The sequence below is a fragment of the Flavobacterium ustbae genome (assembly GCF_003946915.1).
Classification (GTDB): Bacteria; Bacteroidota; Bacteroidia; order Flavobacteriales; family Flavobacteriaceae; genus Flavobacterium; species Flavobacterium ustbae.
On the sequence record NZ_RPOC01000001.1, the window covers coordinates 546,650 to 563,537 of the forward strand.

17 protein-coding genes and 1 tRNA gene are annotated in these 16,888 nt (G+C 31.7%); 12 read left to right on the plus strand and 6 right to left on the minus strand.

Annotated elements, in window-relative coordinates; all coding sequences use genetic code 11:
• Positions 1 to 360, plus strand: a complete 360-nt coding sequence (folB, locus tag EG814_RS02285) for a dihydroneopterin aldolase (protein ID WP_125718486.1) — start codon at positions 1 to 3, stop codon at positions 358 to 360.
• A 94-nt stretch (positions 361 to 454) separates the two neighbouring features.
• Positions 455 to 525: transfer RNA gene (locus EG814_RS20940), tRNA-Cys, on the plus strand.
• A 360-nt stretch (positions 526 to 885) separates the two neighbouring features.
• Here the strand turns inward: EG814_RS20940 and EG814_RS02290 are convergent.
• From EG814_RS02290 to rnr, 3 genes are read right to left on the minus strand one after another with little or no spacing between them, the layout of a single operon-like run.
• On the minus strand, positions 886 to 1,566 hold the full coding sequence (locus EG814_RS02290) for a LysE family translocator (RefSeq protein ID WP_125718488.1): 681 nt from the start codon (positions 1,564 to 1,566) through the stop codon (positions 886 to 888).
• A gap of 14 nt (positions 1,567 to 1,580) precedes the next feature.
• Entirely contained in the window at positions 1,581 to 2,249 is a 669-nt protein-coding gene (locus tag EG814_RS02295; protein WP_125718490.1) for a head GIN domain-containing protein, read from the minus strand.
• Between the two features lie 29 nt (positions 2,250 to 2,278).
• On the minus strand, positions 2,279 to 4,462 hold the full coding sequence (gene rnr / locus EG814_RS02300) for a ribonuclease R (protein WP_125718492.1): 2,184 nt from the start codon (positions 4,460 to 4,462) through the stop codon (positions 2,279 to 2,281).
• A gap of 110 nt (positions 4,463 to 4,572) precedes the next feature.
• Here rnr and EG814_RS02305 point away from each other — a divergent pair, with 110 nt between their 5' ends.
• Positions 4,573 to 4,806: a putative signal transducing protein gene (locus EG814_RS02305; RefSeq protein WP_125718494.1), complete on the plus strand. Its 234-nt coding sequence runs from the start codon at positions 4,573 to 4,575 to the stop codon at positions 4,804 to 4,806.
• A 203-nt stretch (positions 4,807 to 5,009) separates the two neighbouring features.
• On the opposite strand, the gene EG814_RS02310 is transcribed toward EG814_RS02305, so the two are convergent.
• Positions 5,010 to 5,282 carry a hypothetical protein gene (locus tag EG814_RS02310; RefSeq protein WP_125718497.1) on the minus strand — a complete coding sequence of 91 codons (273 nt, stop codon included), beginning with the start codon at positions 5,280 to 5,282 and terminating at the stop codon, positions 5,010 to 5,012.
• A 334-nt stretch (positions 5,283 to 5,616) separates the two neighbouring features.
• On the opposite strand from EG814_RS02310, the gene rpiB reads away from it, so the two are divergent.
• Complete coding sequence (gene rpiB / locus EG814_RS02315; RefSeq protein ID WP_125718499.1) at positions 5,617 to 6,048, plus strand: ribose 5-phosphate isomerase B; 432 nt, start codon at positions 5,617 to 5,619, stop codon at positions 6,046 to 6,048.
• A gap of 145 nt (positions 6,049 to 6,193) precedes the next feature.
• Here the strand turns inward: rpiB and EG814_RS02320 are convergent, their stop codons facing one another.
• Positions 6,194 to 6,463, minus strand: a complete 270-nt coding sequence (locus tag EG814_RS02320) for a DUF1294 domain-containing protein (protein WP_125718501.1) — start codon at positions 6,461 to 6,463, stop codon at positions 6,194 to 6,196.
• Positions 6,464 to 6,651: 188 nt separating this feature from the next.
• Between EG814_RS02320 and EG814_RS02325 the strand changes: the two genes are divergently transcribed.
• Positions 6,652 to 7,950 carry a Fic family protein gene (locus tag EG814_RS02325; RefSeq protein WP_125718503.1) on the plus strand — a complete coding sequence of 433 codons (1,299 nt, stop codon included), beginning with the start codon at positions 6,652 to 6,654 and terminating at the stop codon, positions 7,948 to 7,950.
• 62 nt (positions 7,951 to 8,012) lie between these two features.
• Complete coding sequence (locus EG814_RS02330) at positions 8,013 to 10,136, plus strand: Tex family protein (protein ID WP_125718505.1); 2,124 nt, start codon at positions 8,013 to 8,015, stop codon at positions 10,134 to 10,136.
• 171 nt (positions 10,137 to 10,307) lie between these two features.
• On the opposite strand, the gene EG814_RS02335 is transcribed toward EG814_RS02330, so the two are convergent.
• Positions 10,308 to 10,487 (minus strand): Sec-independent protein translocase subunit TatA/TatB, encoded by a 180-nt coding sequence (locus tag EG814_RS02335; RefSeq protein WP_008465789.1) that lies wholly within the window; start codon positions 10,485 to 10,487, stop codon positions 10,308 to 10,310.
• Positions 10,488 to 10,698: 211 nt separating this feature from the next.
• On the opposite strand from EG814_RS02335, the gene EG814_RS02340 reads away from it, so the two are divergent.
• The 6 genes from EG814_RS02340 (at position 10,699) to EG814_RS02365 (ending at position 16,784) form a co-directional block, all read left to right on the plus strand.
• Positions 10,699 to 11,205 carry a peptidase gene (locus EG814_RS02340; protein ID WP_125718507.1) on the plus strand — a complete coding sequence of 169 codons (507 nt, stop codon included), beginning with the start codon at positions 10,699 to 10,701 and terminating at the stop codon, positions 11,203 to 11,205.
• A gap of 11 nt (positions 11,206 to 11,216) precedes the next feature.
• Complete coding sequence (locus tag EG814_RS02345) at positions 11,217 to 12,704, plus strand: GH3 auxin-responsive promoter family protein (protein ID WP_125718509.1); 1,488 nt, start codon at positions 11,217 to 11,219, stop codon at positions 12,702 to 12,704.
• A 208-nt stretch (positions 12,705 to 12,912) separates the two neighbouring features.
• Complete coding sequence (locus EG814_RS02350) at positions 12,913 to 13,401, plus strand: transposase (protein ID WP_235830895.1); 489 nt, start codon at positions 12,913 to 12,915, stop codon at positions 13,399 to 13,401.
• 73 nt (positions 13,402 to 13,474) lie between these two features.
• Positions 13,475 to 15,154: a DUF6909 family protein gene (locus EG814_RS02355; RefSeq protein WP_125718513.1), complete on the plus strand. Its 1,680-nt coding sequence runs from the start codon at positions 13,475 to 13,477 to the stop codon at positions 15,152 to 15,154.
• A 6-nt stretch (positions 15,155 to 15,160) separates the two neighbouring features.
• A complete protein-coding gene (locus EG814_RS02360; protein WP_125718515.1) occupies positions 15,161 to 16,156 on the plus strand; it encodes a hypothetical protein in 996 nt (331 codons plus the stop codon).
• Between the two features lie 79 nt (positions 16,157 to 16,235).
• Positions 16,236 to 16,784, plus strand: a complete 549-nt coding sequence (locus tag EG814_RS02365; RefSeq protein ID WP_125718517.1) for a hypothetical protein — start codon at positions 16,236 to 16,238, stop codon at positions 16,782 to 16,784.
• The last annotated feature ends 104 nt before the right edge of the window (positions 16,785 to 16,888 follow it).

The window sequence follows — 16,888 nt, forward strand, 5'->3', positions numbered from 1 at the left end:
ATGGGAGTTATAAAACTTAAAAATATCCGTACTTTTTCTTACCACGGATGTTTAATTGAAGAAGGAAAAATCGGTTCTGATTACACTGTAGATTTAAAAATTAAAACCAATTTACAGAAATCAGCTGAAACAGATCATCTTTTAGACACGGTAGATTATGTTCATTTGAACAAAATTGTTACTGAAGAAATGGCAATTCGTTCTCATTTATTAGAGCATGTGGCTAAAAGAATCAATATTCGTGTATTAGCAGAGATAGAAATGATAGAAAAAACAACTGTTTGGGTTTCAAAAATTAATCCTCCTATTGGTGGTGATGTTGAGTCAGTTACTATAAAAATGACGGAAATTAGAAAGTAATTTTTAAAATTAAAATCTTAAATTTTTAAAATACTTCATTCGAAACTTTTGAAATTTAAAGATTTTAGTTACTTTTGCCATCCGTTCAAGTAATGGCGTCGTGGCCGAGCGGCTAGGCTGGGCTCTGCAAAAGCTCCTACTCCGGTTCGAATCCGGACGATGCCTCTAAAACCTTCAAAGCAATTTGAAGGTTTTTTTTATGTCTAATTTTTAGAAAAAATTAATAAAGATTACGTTCGAATCCGGACGATGCCTCAAAACCTTCAAAGCAATTTGAAGGTTTTTTTTTATGTCTAATTTTTAGGAAAAATTAATTAAAGATTTACGTTCGAATCCGGACGATGCATTAAAGAGATACAGAAATGTGTCTCTTTTTTTTGCGTCATTGCGAAGAACGAGGCAATCACAGTAACATATCAATGTTCTAATTATCATGATGAGATTGCTTCGTTCCTCGCAATGACTAAACACAAAAAAACCTCTGAAATTCAGAGGTTTAAATTTATAATTATGAGTTATTAACAACTATTTATGTTCGATTCTTTCAAAGGCATTTTTCATCATTTCCTTTTCTTTTGGAAACCATCCCTGAGTTATTAACACAACTCCAAAAACCATTAAGACAATACTAATTCCTTTTTTAATTTTTAGAATATTATTGGGTGTCAATTTCGATTTTAACTGTTTGGCTAATACTATTTTAATGCAATCGACTAATAAATAAGTAATGATAACTGACGTAAAAAAAGTAAACATTCTTGAGTTTATCATTTCTAATTTTGGTCCCACAGAAATAATAACGGCTAACCAAAAGCCAAGAACTCCAATGTTGATAACGTTTAAAATAAAACCTTTTATAAATAAACTGCCGTAGTTTCTTTTTATGATATCACGATCTATTTCTTCGGCATCCATTTTTTCATCGTTCTTCAATCTTATGAAAGAAATAATTCCGTAAGCCAGCATAATAATTCCGCCAAAAATAAACAATGCCGGTTTATCTTTTAAACTCTGAATAAGTCTGTAACTTCCTAAATATGCGATTCCTATAAAGAAAATATCACCTAAAACAACACCCAAATCAAAAGCCATTGCAGCTCTGAATCCTTTAGTGATACTGGTTTCAATTAGTATAAAAAACACTGGACCTACCATAAAACTTAGAAAAAGTCCCCATGGAAGTCCAGTTAGAATATCATTTATCATTCAAATACAATTAATTACTTTACTTCTTCAATTTTACCACCAAAAACAGTTTTCTGATTTATTTGTTTCGGTTTTCCGTAAATGTAAATAGAGCCTCCTGCGCTCACTTTTGCATCCACAAGGGTTGAAGCATTAACATCGGCTTTTCCGCCCGCAGAAACGCTTACTTTCGTTTGAGACGTGGCTAATTTACTTCCTAGGAAATATCCGCCAGCTCCTAAACTTGCATCAAGGTTATCTGCTTTACCAGTTACGGTTATTTCTCCGCCAGAAACTGAACTTACTTTTAACTTATCAACATTCAAATCTACGTTAATTTTTCCGCCTTCCTGGGCACTGACTTTAAAAGAAGTTGATTTAATAGTTTCGTTACCAGTAACTAGAGCTCCTTCATTTACGTCAATCAGTTCTAAACGCTTGTAATATAAAGTAACATCAAGATCATTTCCAGATAAAAGTTTTGGAAACGGCATTCTTAATTTTAAAATACCATTCTTATTAACAGCTTCTAATTCTGTCTCTCTTGCTCCTTTTATAACAATCTTATTTTCAGAAGAAGGAACCAATTTAACACTTAATTTATCGTAAACTTTAACCGTATCAAATTCTCCTAACTCTTTTGTTACTTGTGCAAATGACATTTGTGCAACTAATATCGCAGCTCCTATAATTAACTTTCTCATGTTTATTTTTTTTTAATTAATAATCAACTTTATTCAGCTCTTCGTAAAAAATGAAAATCCAGCTGTTTTTTAACTAAATCGGCATTTTTCACTTTCACATAAATTTCGTCTCCTAATTGCAATAATCGGTTTGAAGTAGCTCCAACCAATGCATATTGCCTTTCGTCAAAAGTATAGTAATCTTCTTTTATCTCTCTGATTCTTACCATCCCTTCGCATTTATTTGAAACAATCTCAACATAAATTCCCCATTCTGTAACACCAGAAATAACGCCAAGGAATTCTTCATCTTGATGATCCTGCATGTACTTAACCTGCATGTATTTAATACTATCACGTTCAGCATTTGTAGCTAAACTTTCCATATTGGAACAATGCAGAGATTTGGTTTCATAGGTTTCTTCGTCTACAGAAGCGCCTCCATCTAGATAATATTGTAGCAAACGATGTACCATAACGTCTGGATAACGTCGAATTGGCGATGTAAAATGGCTGTAATAATCAAAAGCCAGACCGTAATGGCCAATGTTATCTGTCGAATATTTGGCTTTACTCATACTTCTAATGGCAAGAGTATCAATAAGATTTTGTTCTTTCTTACCGTTTACTTCTTCCATTAAAGCATTTATTGATTTTGCGATATCGCCTTTTGTTCTAAAATCAATTTTATAACCAAATTTAGCAATAACTTGCTGCATAGCAATCAGTTTATCTTCATTTGGTTCGTCGTGAATACGGTAAACAAAGGTTTTCTTTTGTTTTCCAATATATTCAGCGACTTTTCTATTTGCCAAAAGCATAAATTCTTCAATCAGATGATTGGCATCTTTAGACACTTTAAAATAAACACCTTCAGGTTCACCTTCAGCATTCAAATTGAATTTTACTTCTACTTTATCAAAAGAAATAGCCCCTTGCTGCATTCTTTTCTTTCTTAGAATTTTAGCTAATTCGTCTAGTTTTAAAGTAGCTTCCACAATTTCATCTGAAACAACATACGAATCTCCAGTAATAGAAATATCATCAGGAATAGTGTTATTTCCTTTAGTTTCAATAATATGCTGCGCTTCTTCATAAGCAAAACGCTGATCTGAATAGATTACTGTTCTTCCAAACCATTGGTTAATAACTTGTGCAGTTGGAGAAACTTCAAATATCGCAGAAAATGTGTATTTCTCTTCATTCGGACGAAGCGAACACGCAAAATTAGACAATACTTCTGGAAGCATTGGCACTACTCTATCCACCAAATAAACCGAAGTCGCACGTTGATACGCTTCATCATCCAGAATGGTTCCTTCTTCCAAATAATACGAAACATCGGCAATATGAATACCAATTTCAAAATTGCCATTTTCTAATTTTTTGAAAGACAATGCATCATCAAAATCTTTGGCATCTTTTGGATCTATCGTAAACGTAAGTGTATCACGCATATCACGACGTTTGGCAATCTCAGATTCCTGAATCGAAGTATCCAATTTTTGTGCAAAAACCTCTACTTCTACTGGGAAATCAGATGGCAAACCATATTCTGCTAAAATAGCATGAATCTCTGTATTGTGCTCTCCAGGTTTTCCAAGTACTCGAATTACAGATCCGAACGGACTATCAGCTCTTTTTGGCCAATCTTCAATCTTCACTAAAACAACGTCACCGTTTTCTGCTTCTCCTATTTTATCTTTCGGAATAAAAATATCCGTGTACATTTTAGGATTCGCAGTAGCAACAAAAGCAAAATTTGGCTGCATATCAATTACACCAACAAACTCTGTTTTATCTCTTTCGATAACTTCAATTACTTCACCTTCAGGTCTTTTTCCTTTTCTTCTGTTATAAACGTAAACTTTAACTTTATCTTTATCTAAGGCACGATTCAAATTATTGGACGGAATAAAAACATCTTCTTCAAATTCATCACAAATAAAATATGCCGTTTTTCTGCTCGTCATATCTATTGTTCCTTCGTAGTAATCCTGGCTTACTGCTTTAATCAAGTATTTTCCAGGTTCTGTTTCTATAATCTTATTTTGAGCGGCAAGAATTTTCAAATCTTTTATAATCTGATTTCTGCTTTTTGTATCGTCTAATTCTAGCTTTGCTCCTATTTGTTTATAATTGAATGGTTTATTAGCATTTTGCGATAAAATCTTAAGTATTTTTCCAGAGAAATCTTTCTCCTTCTTTATCGGCTTTCTAATTTTCTTACTCATATATCTTTTCTAATAAGGCTTAAAATTACAAATAAGATATCAGATAATACTTTTTAACAAATAGAATTATTAAAAATATAACTTTTCGTACATTTACAAAAAGACCTAAAATGGAAAGTTTTAAAACGATTGCCGTATTCAATTATCTGCACGAAACCGTGGTTCTCAAACACTTACTGGAACAAGATGGAATCCCTTATTTTTTCGAGAACGAAATGACCCTTTCCGTTATGCCATTTTACTCCAATGCACTGGGCGGAATTAAACTCAAAGTACATCCAAACGATTTTGAACAAGTTCAAGAAATCTTGGATAATCTCAACAATCCACTTAAAATCGTCTGAAACAAAAACTCAAAAGACAATCGATTCAGAAAAATTCAATTCAAAAAATGAAATTTTTCATTTTCAACTTTTTTAGTTTTCAACATATATTAAATACAACAAAAAAGATTTTTAAAAATTTAAAAAAATTTGTTGGTTATTATAGTGTGTTAATATGTCGAATAAATTTTTTTTTGAAGTCATTGAAATCTCGTTTTACTTATTTATTCTGAGTTATCAACATAGTTATTTTTAGTTAAAGGATTAATTTTTAAGCTTTTTTCAATTTTAATTAACAACGGTTGACAACCAAATTTAACTTCATTTTGTAGATAAGTTGACATGTTGATTTCTGTTGAAAATGGCATTTTTGATATTGATAACTTTTCCAAAAATTCACGAAACTTTCCTTGCATATTTAAAACCGATTTTGGATTAAGCATTTTTCTTAAATAACCAAAAAATAGTTCTAATTTTCTTTTCGAACTTATTAACATTTTCTGTTAATTTAAAGTTAACTGAATATCAACGAATTAGAAAGTCTAATTAACACCTTAAAATTTTAACAAATATTCTGAATATTATTTATTGATTGTGAGATACTTATGAAGTTATCAAAATTGTTAATAACTGATAAGATATTGGTATCAAGTACTTTATATATTTAGTTTTTATAGCCAAGAATTTTAGAATGTACACTAATTATAATTTTAGATTTTGATAATGTTTAAAACTGTTCACAATAAAAGAAATTAGTGAAAATTGGTGCATTTCGTACCAAACATATATTAATTAAGTAAATTTGCAGTACACAACTTAATAGTATTAAAAATGAAAATTTCGATAGGAAACGATCACGCAGGACCAGAATATAAAAAAGCAATTGTAAAAATGCTTGAAGCTAAAGGATATGAAGTAACTAATTACGGAACTGATTCTGAAGATTCTGTAGATTATCCTGATTTTGGGCATCCAGTTGCGAATGATGTATCTGAAGGAAAAGCCGATTTTGGAATCGTAATCTGCGGAAGCGGTAACGGAATTGCAATGACTGTTAATAAACATCCTAAAGTAAGAGCTGGTTTATGCTGGACTAAAGAAATTGCTTATTTAACGCGTTTACACAACGATGCAAACATTGTGAGTATTCCGGCGAGATACACCTCTATTGCGCAAGCTGTAGAAATCGTTGAAACTTTCCTTGAAACTTCGTTTGAAGGCGGAAGACACCAAAATAGAGTGAATAAAATCGCTTGTTCGTAAAAAGTCAAAAAAAAATTCGGTGCTTCGCACCATATAAGAAAAAGTAAACCGGGCGGATTTTTTAAATCTTTCCGGTTTTTTATTTAAAATGTCTTAAAATCAATTAATTATGTATTGTTTTTATAGTTATTAACAATGTTGATATCTATATTTTGTGAGTGATTTTCAAATAAATAACGACAATCTGAATCAAAATAATTCCAACAAACTTTACAATAAAAGAAGTTTTGGCCGTTTTATGTTTAAAAAGTAACATTGCTGTTAATAACCCAATTGATCCGCCTATCAAGGCCAGAAAAAACAAGGTGTTTTCCGGAATTCTGCGTTTTTGTTTGCGGGCTAAAAATTTATCATAACCGGCAATTGTAAATTCAAGAACATTTATAATTAAAAAATAGAGTAATAAAACTTTCATTGGCTAAAAAATTGGGACAAAGATATTATTTTAGCAAACCGAATGACATTCTGTTTAGGGTTTTAAACAAACAGATTGTGTCATTTTTATAAACAAGAAAATTTTCAGTGAAATATAAGATTAGTAAATAATGCGAGATTTTATAAGAATCTCGCATTATTTACTAATTTAGCGTAAAATATTTTTTTATGTTAGAAAGTCCACCAATATCGAAATACGATAATAATACTATAAGTTTACTAACTCAGTTAACGTTATCTGGTGAATTGAAGGAAATCAATGATGAATATTTATATTGGGATAAAATTAAATATAAAACAAAATCAATTAATCCAGTTGAATATTGGAATGCTGTTAAACTATCTCGATCATTAAATAAACAAAATATTATATTCGGAAATTATTCTTTTAATTTTAATGTCACGGATTACATTCTCAGACTTTTACATCATTTTGATTTGAATATTGGAGGAAATTTGGGAAGTAATATTGGCATAACAGATACCGACAAAAATAAATTTCTGATAAGCTCAATAATGGAAGAGGCTATTTCAAGCAGCCAGATGGAGGGGGCAAATACCACCAGAAAAGCTGCAAAAGAAATGATTCAGAAAGAGCGAAAGCCAAAGAATAAATCAGAACAAATGATTATGAACAACTACTTTACAATGAAGTATATTGTTCAACATAAAAATGAAGATTTAACACCTGAAAAACTTCTTTATATTCATAAACTGATATCTAATAACACATTGGATGACAATGAGGATGAAGGAAAGTTTAGAGAAAATAATGATATTTATGTAGTAAATTATTCCAATAGTGAAGTAGTACATACGCCACCCAAAAATGAAGAGATAGAATTATTAATTAACGATTTATGTCTTTTTTTTAATAATGAACAAAAAACATTTACACATCCAATAATTAAAGGAATTATAATTCATTTTATGATTGGTTGGATACACCCATTTTCTGACGGTAATGGCAGAACAGCACGTACATTATTTTATTGGTATATGCTTAAAAATGGGTATTGGCTTACAGAGTATTTAACTATTTCAACAATTATTAAGGATACAAAAGTTCAATACGAAAAAGCTTTTCTATATTCAGAAATTGACCAAAATGATTTAACTTATTTTATTACTTACCATATAAAAACAATGGAAAAAGCTTTCACAGCTTTGAAAGAATATATAGGAAGAAAACAAAAAGAAGTAATTCAGGCAGCAAAATTTATTAAAATACCAAATGTAAATGAGCGCCAAGCGCAAATTTTAAAAATTTTAAATGAAGACTCAGACCGAGTCTTAAGTAGTAAAGAGATAGAAAATAAATTTGGAGTCTCTAATTTTACGGCTCGAACAGATTTAAATAATCTTGAAAGTTTAGGATTTTTAGAAAAAATACAGGTTAATAAAATTAAACACAATTTTATTAAATCTAAGCAGTTTAATAAAATTTTAAAAACTTATAAATTGTAAATAATGCGAGATTCTCGTAAAATCTCGCATTATTTACATCTTTTAAAAAAATAATAAAATAAATGACTAATATTCAATTCATTGCCAAGTCTGTACAGGCGCCGGCGGTTAGTATTCAAAACACGGTAAAGCTTTTAGAAGAAGATTGTACGATTCCGTTTATTTCGCGTTACCGAAAAGACGCGACTGGAAATCTGGATGAAACTGTAATTGAAGCTATTGCAAAATTACAGAAAGAATACGATATGCTTATTAAACGTAAAGAAGCGGTTTTAAAATCTATTGAAGAGCAAAAAGCGCTTACGCCAGATTTGAAGAAAAAGATTGAAGATAGTTTTGATTTACAAGAAATAGAAGATTTCTATCTTCCATACAAAAAGAAGAAAAAAACAAAAGCCGACGTGGCCCGTGAATTCGGTTTAGAACCTTTGGCAAAATTAATAATGTCTGAAAGCGATGCAGATTTCGATTTTATTTCGACTCAGTATCTAAATGAAAATGTAATTAACGAAGAAGCCGCTATTCAAGGCGCAAGAGATATTGTGGCCGAATGGATCAACGAAAATATTTATGTTCGTAAACAGCTTCGTCGATTATTTCAGCGAAAAGCGACAATTGCTACAAAAGTGGTCAAAAAGAAAGCTGAGGAAGAAGGAGCACAAAAATTCAATCAGTATTTTGATTGGGAAGAACCTTTGACAAAAGCGCCTGCGCATCGTTTATTAGCGATGCTTCGTGCAGAAAATGAAGGTTTTATAAAAATGAAAATCGATGTTGATATCGACGATGCGTACGATGTTATTGATGAAATTATCATTAAAAAACAAAATAATTCAACAGCACATTTACAGCTAGCGATTGAAGATAGTTACAAACGTTTACTGAATCCGGCAATTGGAAATGAGACTTTACAGGAGGCTAAAGCCAAAGCAGACGCGAATTCAATTCAGGTTTTTGCTAACAATTTAGGTCAGTTATTATTGGCGCCGCCGTTGGGAGAAAAACGAATTTTGGCAATTGATCCAGGATTCAGAAGCGGTTGTAAAGTAGTATGTCTGGACGAAAAGGGAGATTTATTATACAACGAAACTATTTATCCGCACGCGCCTCAAAATGAGGAAACAATGGCGATTAAAAAAATCCGTTCGATGGTAAATGCCTATCAGATTGATGCGATTTCTATCGGAAATGGAACAGCTTCCAGAGAAACAGAATTCTTCATCAAAAAAATCGCGTTCGACAAACCAATTCAGGTTTTCGTGGTTTCTGAGGCTGGAGCTTCGGTTTATTCGGCTTCAAAAACGGCCAGAGAAGAATTTCCTAATTACGACGTAACGGTTCGTGGTTCGGTTTCTATCGGAAGAAGACTTTCCGATCCGTTGGCCGAATTGGTAAAAATCGATCCGAAAGCGATTGGAGTAGGACAGTATCAGCATGATGTGGACCAAACTAAATTAAAAGAAGAATTGGACAGTACCGTAATTCGTTGCGTGAACTCGGTTGGAATTAACATTAACACGGCAAGTAAGCATTTACTAAGTTATGTGAGTGGAATCGGGGAGAAGCTGGCCGAAAACATTGTGCAATATCGCTCAGAAAATGGACCTTTTGAAGATAGAAAACAATTAAAAAAAGTACCTCGTTTAGGTGATAAAGCCTATCAGCAAGGAGCTGCGTTTATTAGAATTACAAATGCTAAAAATCCGCTGGATAATTCGGCGGTGCATCCGGAAGCTTATCCGGTTGTGGAAAAAATGGCGAAAGATCTTAATATTTCTCTAAATGAATTAATTGCAAATAAAGAGAAAACAGCGCTTATTAAGCCAGAAAAGTATGTTACGCCAGAAATTGGTTTATTAACGCTAAAAGATATTATAAAAGAGCTTGAAAAGCCTGGATTGGATCCTAGAAAATCGGCTAAAGTTTTTGAATTCGACGCCAACGTAAAATCGATTAAAGATTTGAAAACCGGAATGATTTTACCCGGAATTGTCAATAACATTACCAACTTTGGCTGTTTTGTTGACATCGGAATCAAAGAAAGCGGTTTGGTACATATTTCACAATTAAAAGCGGGATTTGTGAGCGACGTGAACGAAGTGGTGAAATTACATCAGCATGTTGATGTTAAGGTTACTGAGGTTGATGAAGATAGAAAGAGAATACAGTTGACGATGGTTTTGTAGAAAATTCCAATTTATAAAATTCCAAATTCCAAAAACGCGGGAATATTAGAAATAAAAAATGCCAAAATTACATCGTAATTTTGGCGTTTTTATTTTGGTTAGCAAATAAAAAAATCCCAAACTACAATCTTAAAATTGTAATTTGGGATTTTAATAAGCTTTTCGAATTTATTATTTCGTTTCTTCCTCTTGTTTTTTAGAAGCAGCAGGTTGATCGTCTTTAGCAGCGTTTTTAAATTCCTTAATTCCGCTTCCTAAACCTTTCATTAATTCTGGAATTTTTTTACCTCCAAAAAGTAAAATCACAATACCTACGATAACAAGGATTTCTGTAAGACCTAATCTTCCCATGACTATTATATTTAATGCCGAAGCAAATTGTTTTCTAATTATTCCGCAAAGGTATATAGAAATATACGAAATAGAAGTATTTTTAGTTTAAAATATTTGTATCAGACCACGTTAAATATTTTATAAAATCGTAAATTATAGCTCTTCTTAAAATTTTTAGAACAAATATCATGACGATTAATTACTATATTTGCTAGCATAAAGAAGGATAATGACTAAAAAAAGGAAAAAGAATTTTAGGAAAAAACTATTCGTTAAAAACCGTTTAATAATTTTAAATGAAGACACTTTTGAAGAGTTATTTTCTTTGAGGCTTACTCTAATGAATGTTTTTGTAACGTTTACATTAGGTGGCATATTTCTAATTTTGGTTACTACTTTTATTATTGCTTTTACGCCGCTTCGCGAATTTATTCCAGGATATTCTTCTACAGAATTGAAACGAAATGCTACAAAACTGGCTATTAAATCAGATTCTTTAGAAACCGCTTTAAAACAGAATGAAGCTTATATAAAAGGGATTCAGAAAGTTTTAAAGGGAGAATTAGAATATTCTAAATTTAGCAAAGATTCAATATTAGCTGAATCTGCAGAAGATGCATCAGATGTAAATATGAAAGCTTCTGATGCCGAAATGAAACTAAGAGAAGATGTCGCTGAAACCGAAAAAGAACTGAAAGCAAAATCTCAAGACAAAAAGAAAAGTGATAAAAAATAATACCACTGAAAATGTCAATTAAGTCAATTGCGGCAAAAATATTTGCTAAAAAAATATACAATAAAACACTTAAATGGGCTAACAAACCAGTTGAAACCCAGCAAAAGGTTTTTGAAAATTTGATTGAAAGTGCACAAAACACCGAATTTGGGAAAGACCATCATTTTAATCAAATAAAAACGTTTCAAGATTTTCAGAAACATGTTCCTGTAAGAGATTACGAAGATTTGAAGCCTTATGTTGAAAAGGTTGTAAAAGGCGAATCGGATATTTTATGGAAAGGAAAACCATTATATTTTGCTAAAACTTCGGGAACAACTTCGGGAGCAAAATTTATTCCGCTAACTAAGGAATCAATGCCTTATCATATTGAAGCAGCGCGAAATGCCATTTTGCATTATGTTCATGAAACTGGAAAAGCCGATTTTGTTGACGGAAAAATGATTTTTCTGCAGGGAAGTCCAATTCTAACCGAGAAATACGGAATTAAATTTGGAAGACTTTCTGGAATTGTAGCACATTTTGTTCCAAAGTATCTTCAGAAAAACAGAATGCCGTCTTGGGAAACCAATTGTATAGACGATTGGGAAACCAAAGTCGATGCCATTGTAGACGAAACGATTAAGGAAAATATGTCTATAATTTCTGGAATTCCGTCTTGGGTGCAAATGTATTTTGAGCGTTTGGAAAAGAAAAGCGGAGGGAAGAAGATAGGTGAAATATTCAAAAACTTTAATTTGTTTATTTACGGAGGTGTTAACTACGAACCGTATCGCGCCAAATTTGAAAACATGATCGGACGAAAAGTGGATAGTATCGAGTTATTTCCGGCTTCTGAAGGATTTTTTGCCTATCAAGATTCACAAAAAGAAAAGGGAATGTTGTTGCTTTTAAATTCAGGTATTTTCTACGAATTTATAAAAGCAGATGAATTCTTTACCGAAAACCCAAAAGTGTATACGATTGGTGAAGTTGAGGTTGGCGTAAATTATGTGTTGATTATTTCTACCAATGCCGGACTTTGGCGTTATAATATTGGTGATACCGTTCAGTTTACCACTTTGGCTCCGTATCGAATTATAGTTTCGGGTCGTATCAAACATTATATTTCGGCTTTTGGAGAACACGTAATTGCCAATGAAGTTGAAAATGCTATGAAAGAAGCGGTTGCTGAAACCAATATAGTTATTAACGAGTTTACTGTTGCGCCGCAAATCAATCCGTTAAGCGGACTTCCGTATCATGAATGGTTGATTGAATTTGAAAAAGAACCAGACGATTTTGACGCTTTCGCAGAAGCGTTGGACAATTCAATGCGCAAGCAAAATATTTATTACGATGATCTCATTACCGGAAATGTGCTGCGAAAAGTTGTGATCACAAAAGTTTCTAAAAATGGATTTCAAGATTATATGAAATCTCAGGGAAAACTGGGAGGTCAGAATAAAATTCCGAGATTGTCAAATGACAGAAAAATTGCGGATAATCTTACAAAATAGTATAATATTTTTAAGATTAAACAGTTTATTTATCCAATAAGTTTATATGGATAAATAAAAATTCATGGGTTAAGGAAAGTTTCAAAACAAATACCGAATTTCTTCAATAAGAGCCCAATGGTGGGATTATGGTTGGAACGGAGCGTATTTTATAACAATTTGTACACAGGATAGGGAACATTATTTTGGAAAAATTCAAAATAATAAAATGATTTTATCAGAAGTTGGCATTATTGCCGATTTATTGTGGCATCAAATTCCAATGCACCATAAAAACGTTGAATTGGGTGATTTTGTGGTGATGCCAAATCATATTCACGGAATTTTGATTATCGATAAACAAAATAATATCGATTTGGATAACGTGAATAATACGAATGACGCGAACGATGTATATACAGGGCATGCCCTGTATATACCACCGCCGTCACCGGTCATCACATTTGAAAAACCAGGTTCGCAACGTTTTCAAAACATTGGGAAAAACACCATTTCGTGTATTGTTGGATCCTATAAATCTGCGGTAACCAAACATGCCAATAGATTAGGTTATCGGCATCAATGGCAAAAATTATTTTATGATAATATCATTAGAGACAATAATCAATATCAAAGAATTTCTGATTACATTGTTTCAAATCCAGAAAATTGGGCAAAAGATAAATTTAAGACGGAAGATAAATCAAAAATAAAATGATTTTATAAAAATAATATTGTAGATATAAGGTATGTATTGTATTTGCTTACTTTTGAATTATAAATAAAATAGGATGAAAGAGACCAAACATATATCAAGATCTAGAGCGCAGGAATCTTCTGCGGCTATTGAAAAAATGTACATTACAATGCGCCATTTATTCAACCGTGGTTTTTACAAACCAATGGGAGTTTCGGGCGATAGTTTAAGAGAATCATTATTAGCGTTACGTCCTGAAATTTATGGAAATATAGCCGAAGAAAAAGTAGAACTTAACGGACTTTTGTACGTTATTGAGCGTCTTCCAATCGGAATTGAGCAGTGTCGTTTTATCAATTTAACGTCAGACGAAGGATATTCTAAATCGCATTTTCAGCCAATTGTTCCTCCAAAAAGAAGAAGAAATTGTTACAGAATAGACGAGGAGCAAATGAATGTCGAAATCACACGTGGGCGTTCAGATATTTATGATATTCTAACGCATTTGACTTTCATTTTCATTGAATCTCATAAAATCAAAAATAGAGTTTTAATTGATGATGGAGGAGAGGTTTCTCGCGATTGGCAGAAACTGGAACAAGCCGTGATGCAGACTAAAAAACTGACTCAGATTGAAAAAGAAAAAGCGATTTCGCACGTTGCGAATATCTTGGCTAGAACTTTTGAAGAAGTTTTAGATATCTACGATGCTTTTGGTTCTGAAACTGCGCCAGATCGTTTTCTGCATGTTATCTATTGGTTAGGAAAATTAGCGATTGAAGAAATTGTCGAAAACAATAAACGTACGATTACTTTTAGTCCCGTTTTACGTGAGCGTCTAGGACATCACATACATGGAGAAGTTTGGGCAACAAACATAAAAGAAGTTCTAAAAGCAAACGATTTGCTGAAAAGACCAATTCATGTTATTAGTGCCAATATGCACAGTGTAATGAATTCGATTTTTGCAACGCCTTTGTTGAAAACTAAATATAAAGGAAAAACAGATTTCTTTATTTATGAAGAATTAAGCAGTTCTGGCTCTAAAGAAATTAGAGGTCAGGTTGAAGAATTGGCTTTAAAAAACGGAATGATTTCTCTTCCAGATACTTCAGGAACCAATATCGATGTTCAGATTTTTGATACAGCCAAAGTGGACTGGTCAAAAACAGCATTTTCTCATGCCAATGTAGGCGAAGAAAAACCGGTAATTATTGTAATGGATTATGCTTTTGGAGAACAGGCTTACGAAACCATCGATGAACTTTTAAAACCTTATAAGAAAGAAACTTTACTTAACGTAAAATCGGTTTCTATTATGGGTAAAGCTGGAATTCTAGAAGGTGGAAAAGGAGACATTATGATTCCGACGGCACATATTAACGAAGGAACGGCAGACAATTATTTTTTCGAAAATGAGTTAACGGGTTCAATGTTCGAAGGAAATGAAATTGATATTTATGAAGGTGCAATGGTTACTGTTCTTGGTACTTCGTTGCAAAATAGAGATTTATTGAAATTTTTCCACGAATCGACTTGGGGCGTAATTGGTCTTGAAATGGAAGGTTCTTATTACCAGAAAGCGATACAGTCGGCATCAAAAATTAGAAAAAGCGTACCTCAGGATATTAAAGTCCGTTATGCTTATTATGCGTCTGATAATCCGTTGGAAACCGGAAGCACATTGGCATCTGGAGGTTTAGGAACAACTGGCGTAAAACCTACTTATTTGATTACTATTAAAATTTTAGAACAGATTTTCAATATAAAATAATTGTAAATGAGTACAAAAGTACCGCAGAATTTGGAAGATCAGGAAATTGATATCACTGTGATTTCAAAAAAAGTTAATGAATTTGCCGATTCTATTAAAAGATCTTTTTTTAATGGAATTCAGTCTTTTATTGTCAATTGGAAAATTATATTGACTTTAGTAATCGTTGGATTTAGTATCGGACTTTTAATTGATAAAACAAGAAAGATTTACGATCACCAGATCATTGTAATACCAAATTTTGGAAGTACGGATTATTTATACTCAAAAATTAATTTAATTGACTCAAAAATTAGTAAAGGCGACACGTTGTTTTTAAAAAATAGTATTGGTATTAAAAAACCAAAAAAATTGGTTGACATAGAAATTGAACCAATTCCAGATGTCTATAATTTTATTACCAATAGACCAGAAAACTTTGAACTGATTAAGTTAATGGCTGATAACGGAGATATTAAAAAAATTATTAAAGAAAATATAACCAGTAAAAATTATCGCTATCATAACATTTCAGTTCGTACAAAAGACTCAATTGGCGAAAAGGAAATAGTAGAGTTGATATTGGAATTTTTGAATAAATCTGATTACTATAAAAAAATTCAAGAGGCAAAATTGATTAATGTAAAAGATAAAATGGTGCAAAATGATTCTACAATTTCTCAAATTAATGACGTAATAAAAGAATTTTCTAAAAATAAAAATTCTCAGAAAAGCGATAAACTTGTCTATTACAACGAAAATAATCAGCTTAATGATGTAATTAGAACAAAAGGAGATTTGGTTAATGAGCAAGGAGGTTATAGAATTGAGTTGATTGGCTACGACAAAATCATTAAAGATATAAGCACAACAATAAATATTGAGAAAAAAGGAATCGTTTATGGACATGTAAAATTCCTGCTGCCATTACTGTTTATCTTTCTTTATGTATTTGTACAATTTTTTAAAGCTTTTTATAGAAAGCAGAAGCTAATTGTAGAAAACAATCAACCAATAATTTGAAAAAAAAATTTCTAAAACTATTTAATGGGATAGGCTTTTTTTTAAAAGTTTAAAAACTAAATTAGCCAAAAATTTTAAAATGAAAACAAAACTATTTTTTGCAAGCTTACTTTTAATAACAGTTTTTACTTCATGCAAGAAAGATGCTGTGAAAGAGGAAGTTAAACCAATTGAAATTGAGACAAAGAAAAATAATTTTCAAGTAACTTTAACCGCAATAGTTAAAGAAGACGATAATTTTCAGCTGTATTACAGTCAAGATGCTTATGAAGTTCCTTATAAAGAAGAAAATTCTGTTTGGACAGCCGTAAAAGCAAATAGCAATCAGCAGGATATTGTGTTTAATCTGCCAGAAGATGCAATTCCAAACTACATTAGAATTGATTTAGGAACAAATGAAAATCAAAAGGAAATTATTATTAAAAACTTTAAAATGAACTACTACAGTAAAAGTTTTGAAGCCAAAGATTCCTTGTTTTTCAATTATTTTCTTCCAAATGATTGTGTGAAAATTGTAGACAAAAAGAACGCAATACTTCAAAATATCAAAACCAAGGAAGGAAAATATGATCCGCTATTTTATTCAGAGAAAGCACTTTATGATCAAATTCAATTAATTGTAAAATAAATTAGATTACAATACTACTTAGAGCCACAATTTTGTGGCTCTTTTTTTCTGGTTAAATTTCGCATTTTTTGCGCCAACTTACATTATTAGGATCTTATAGCCTT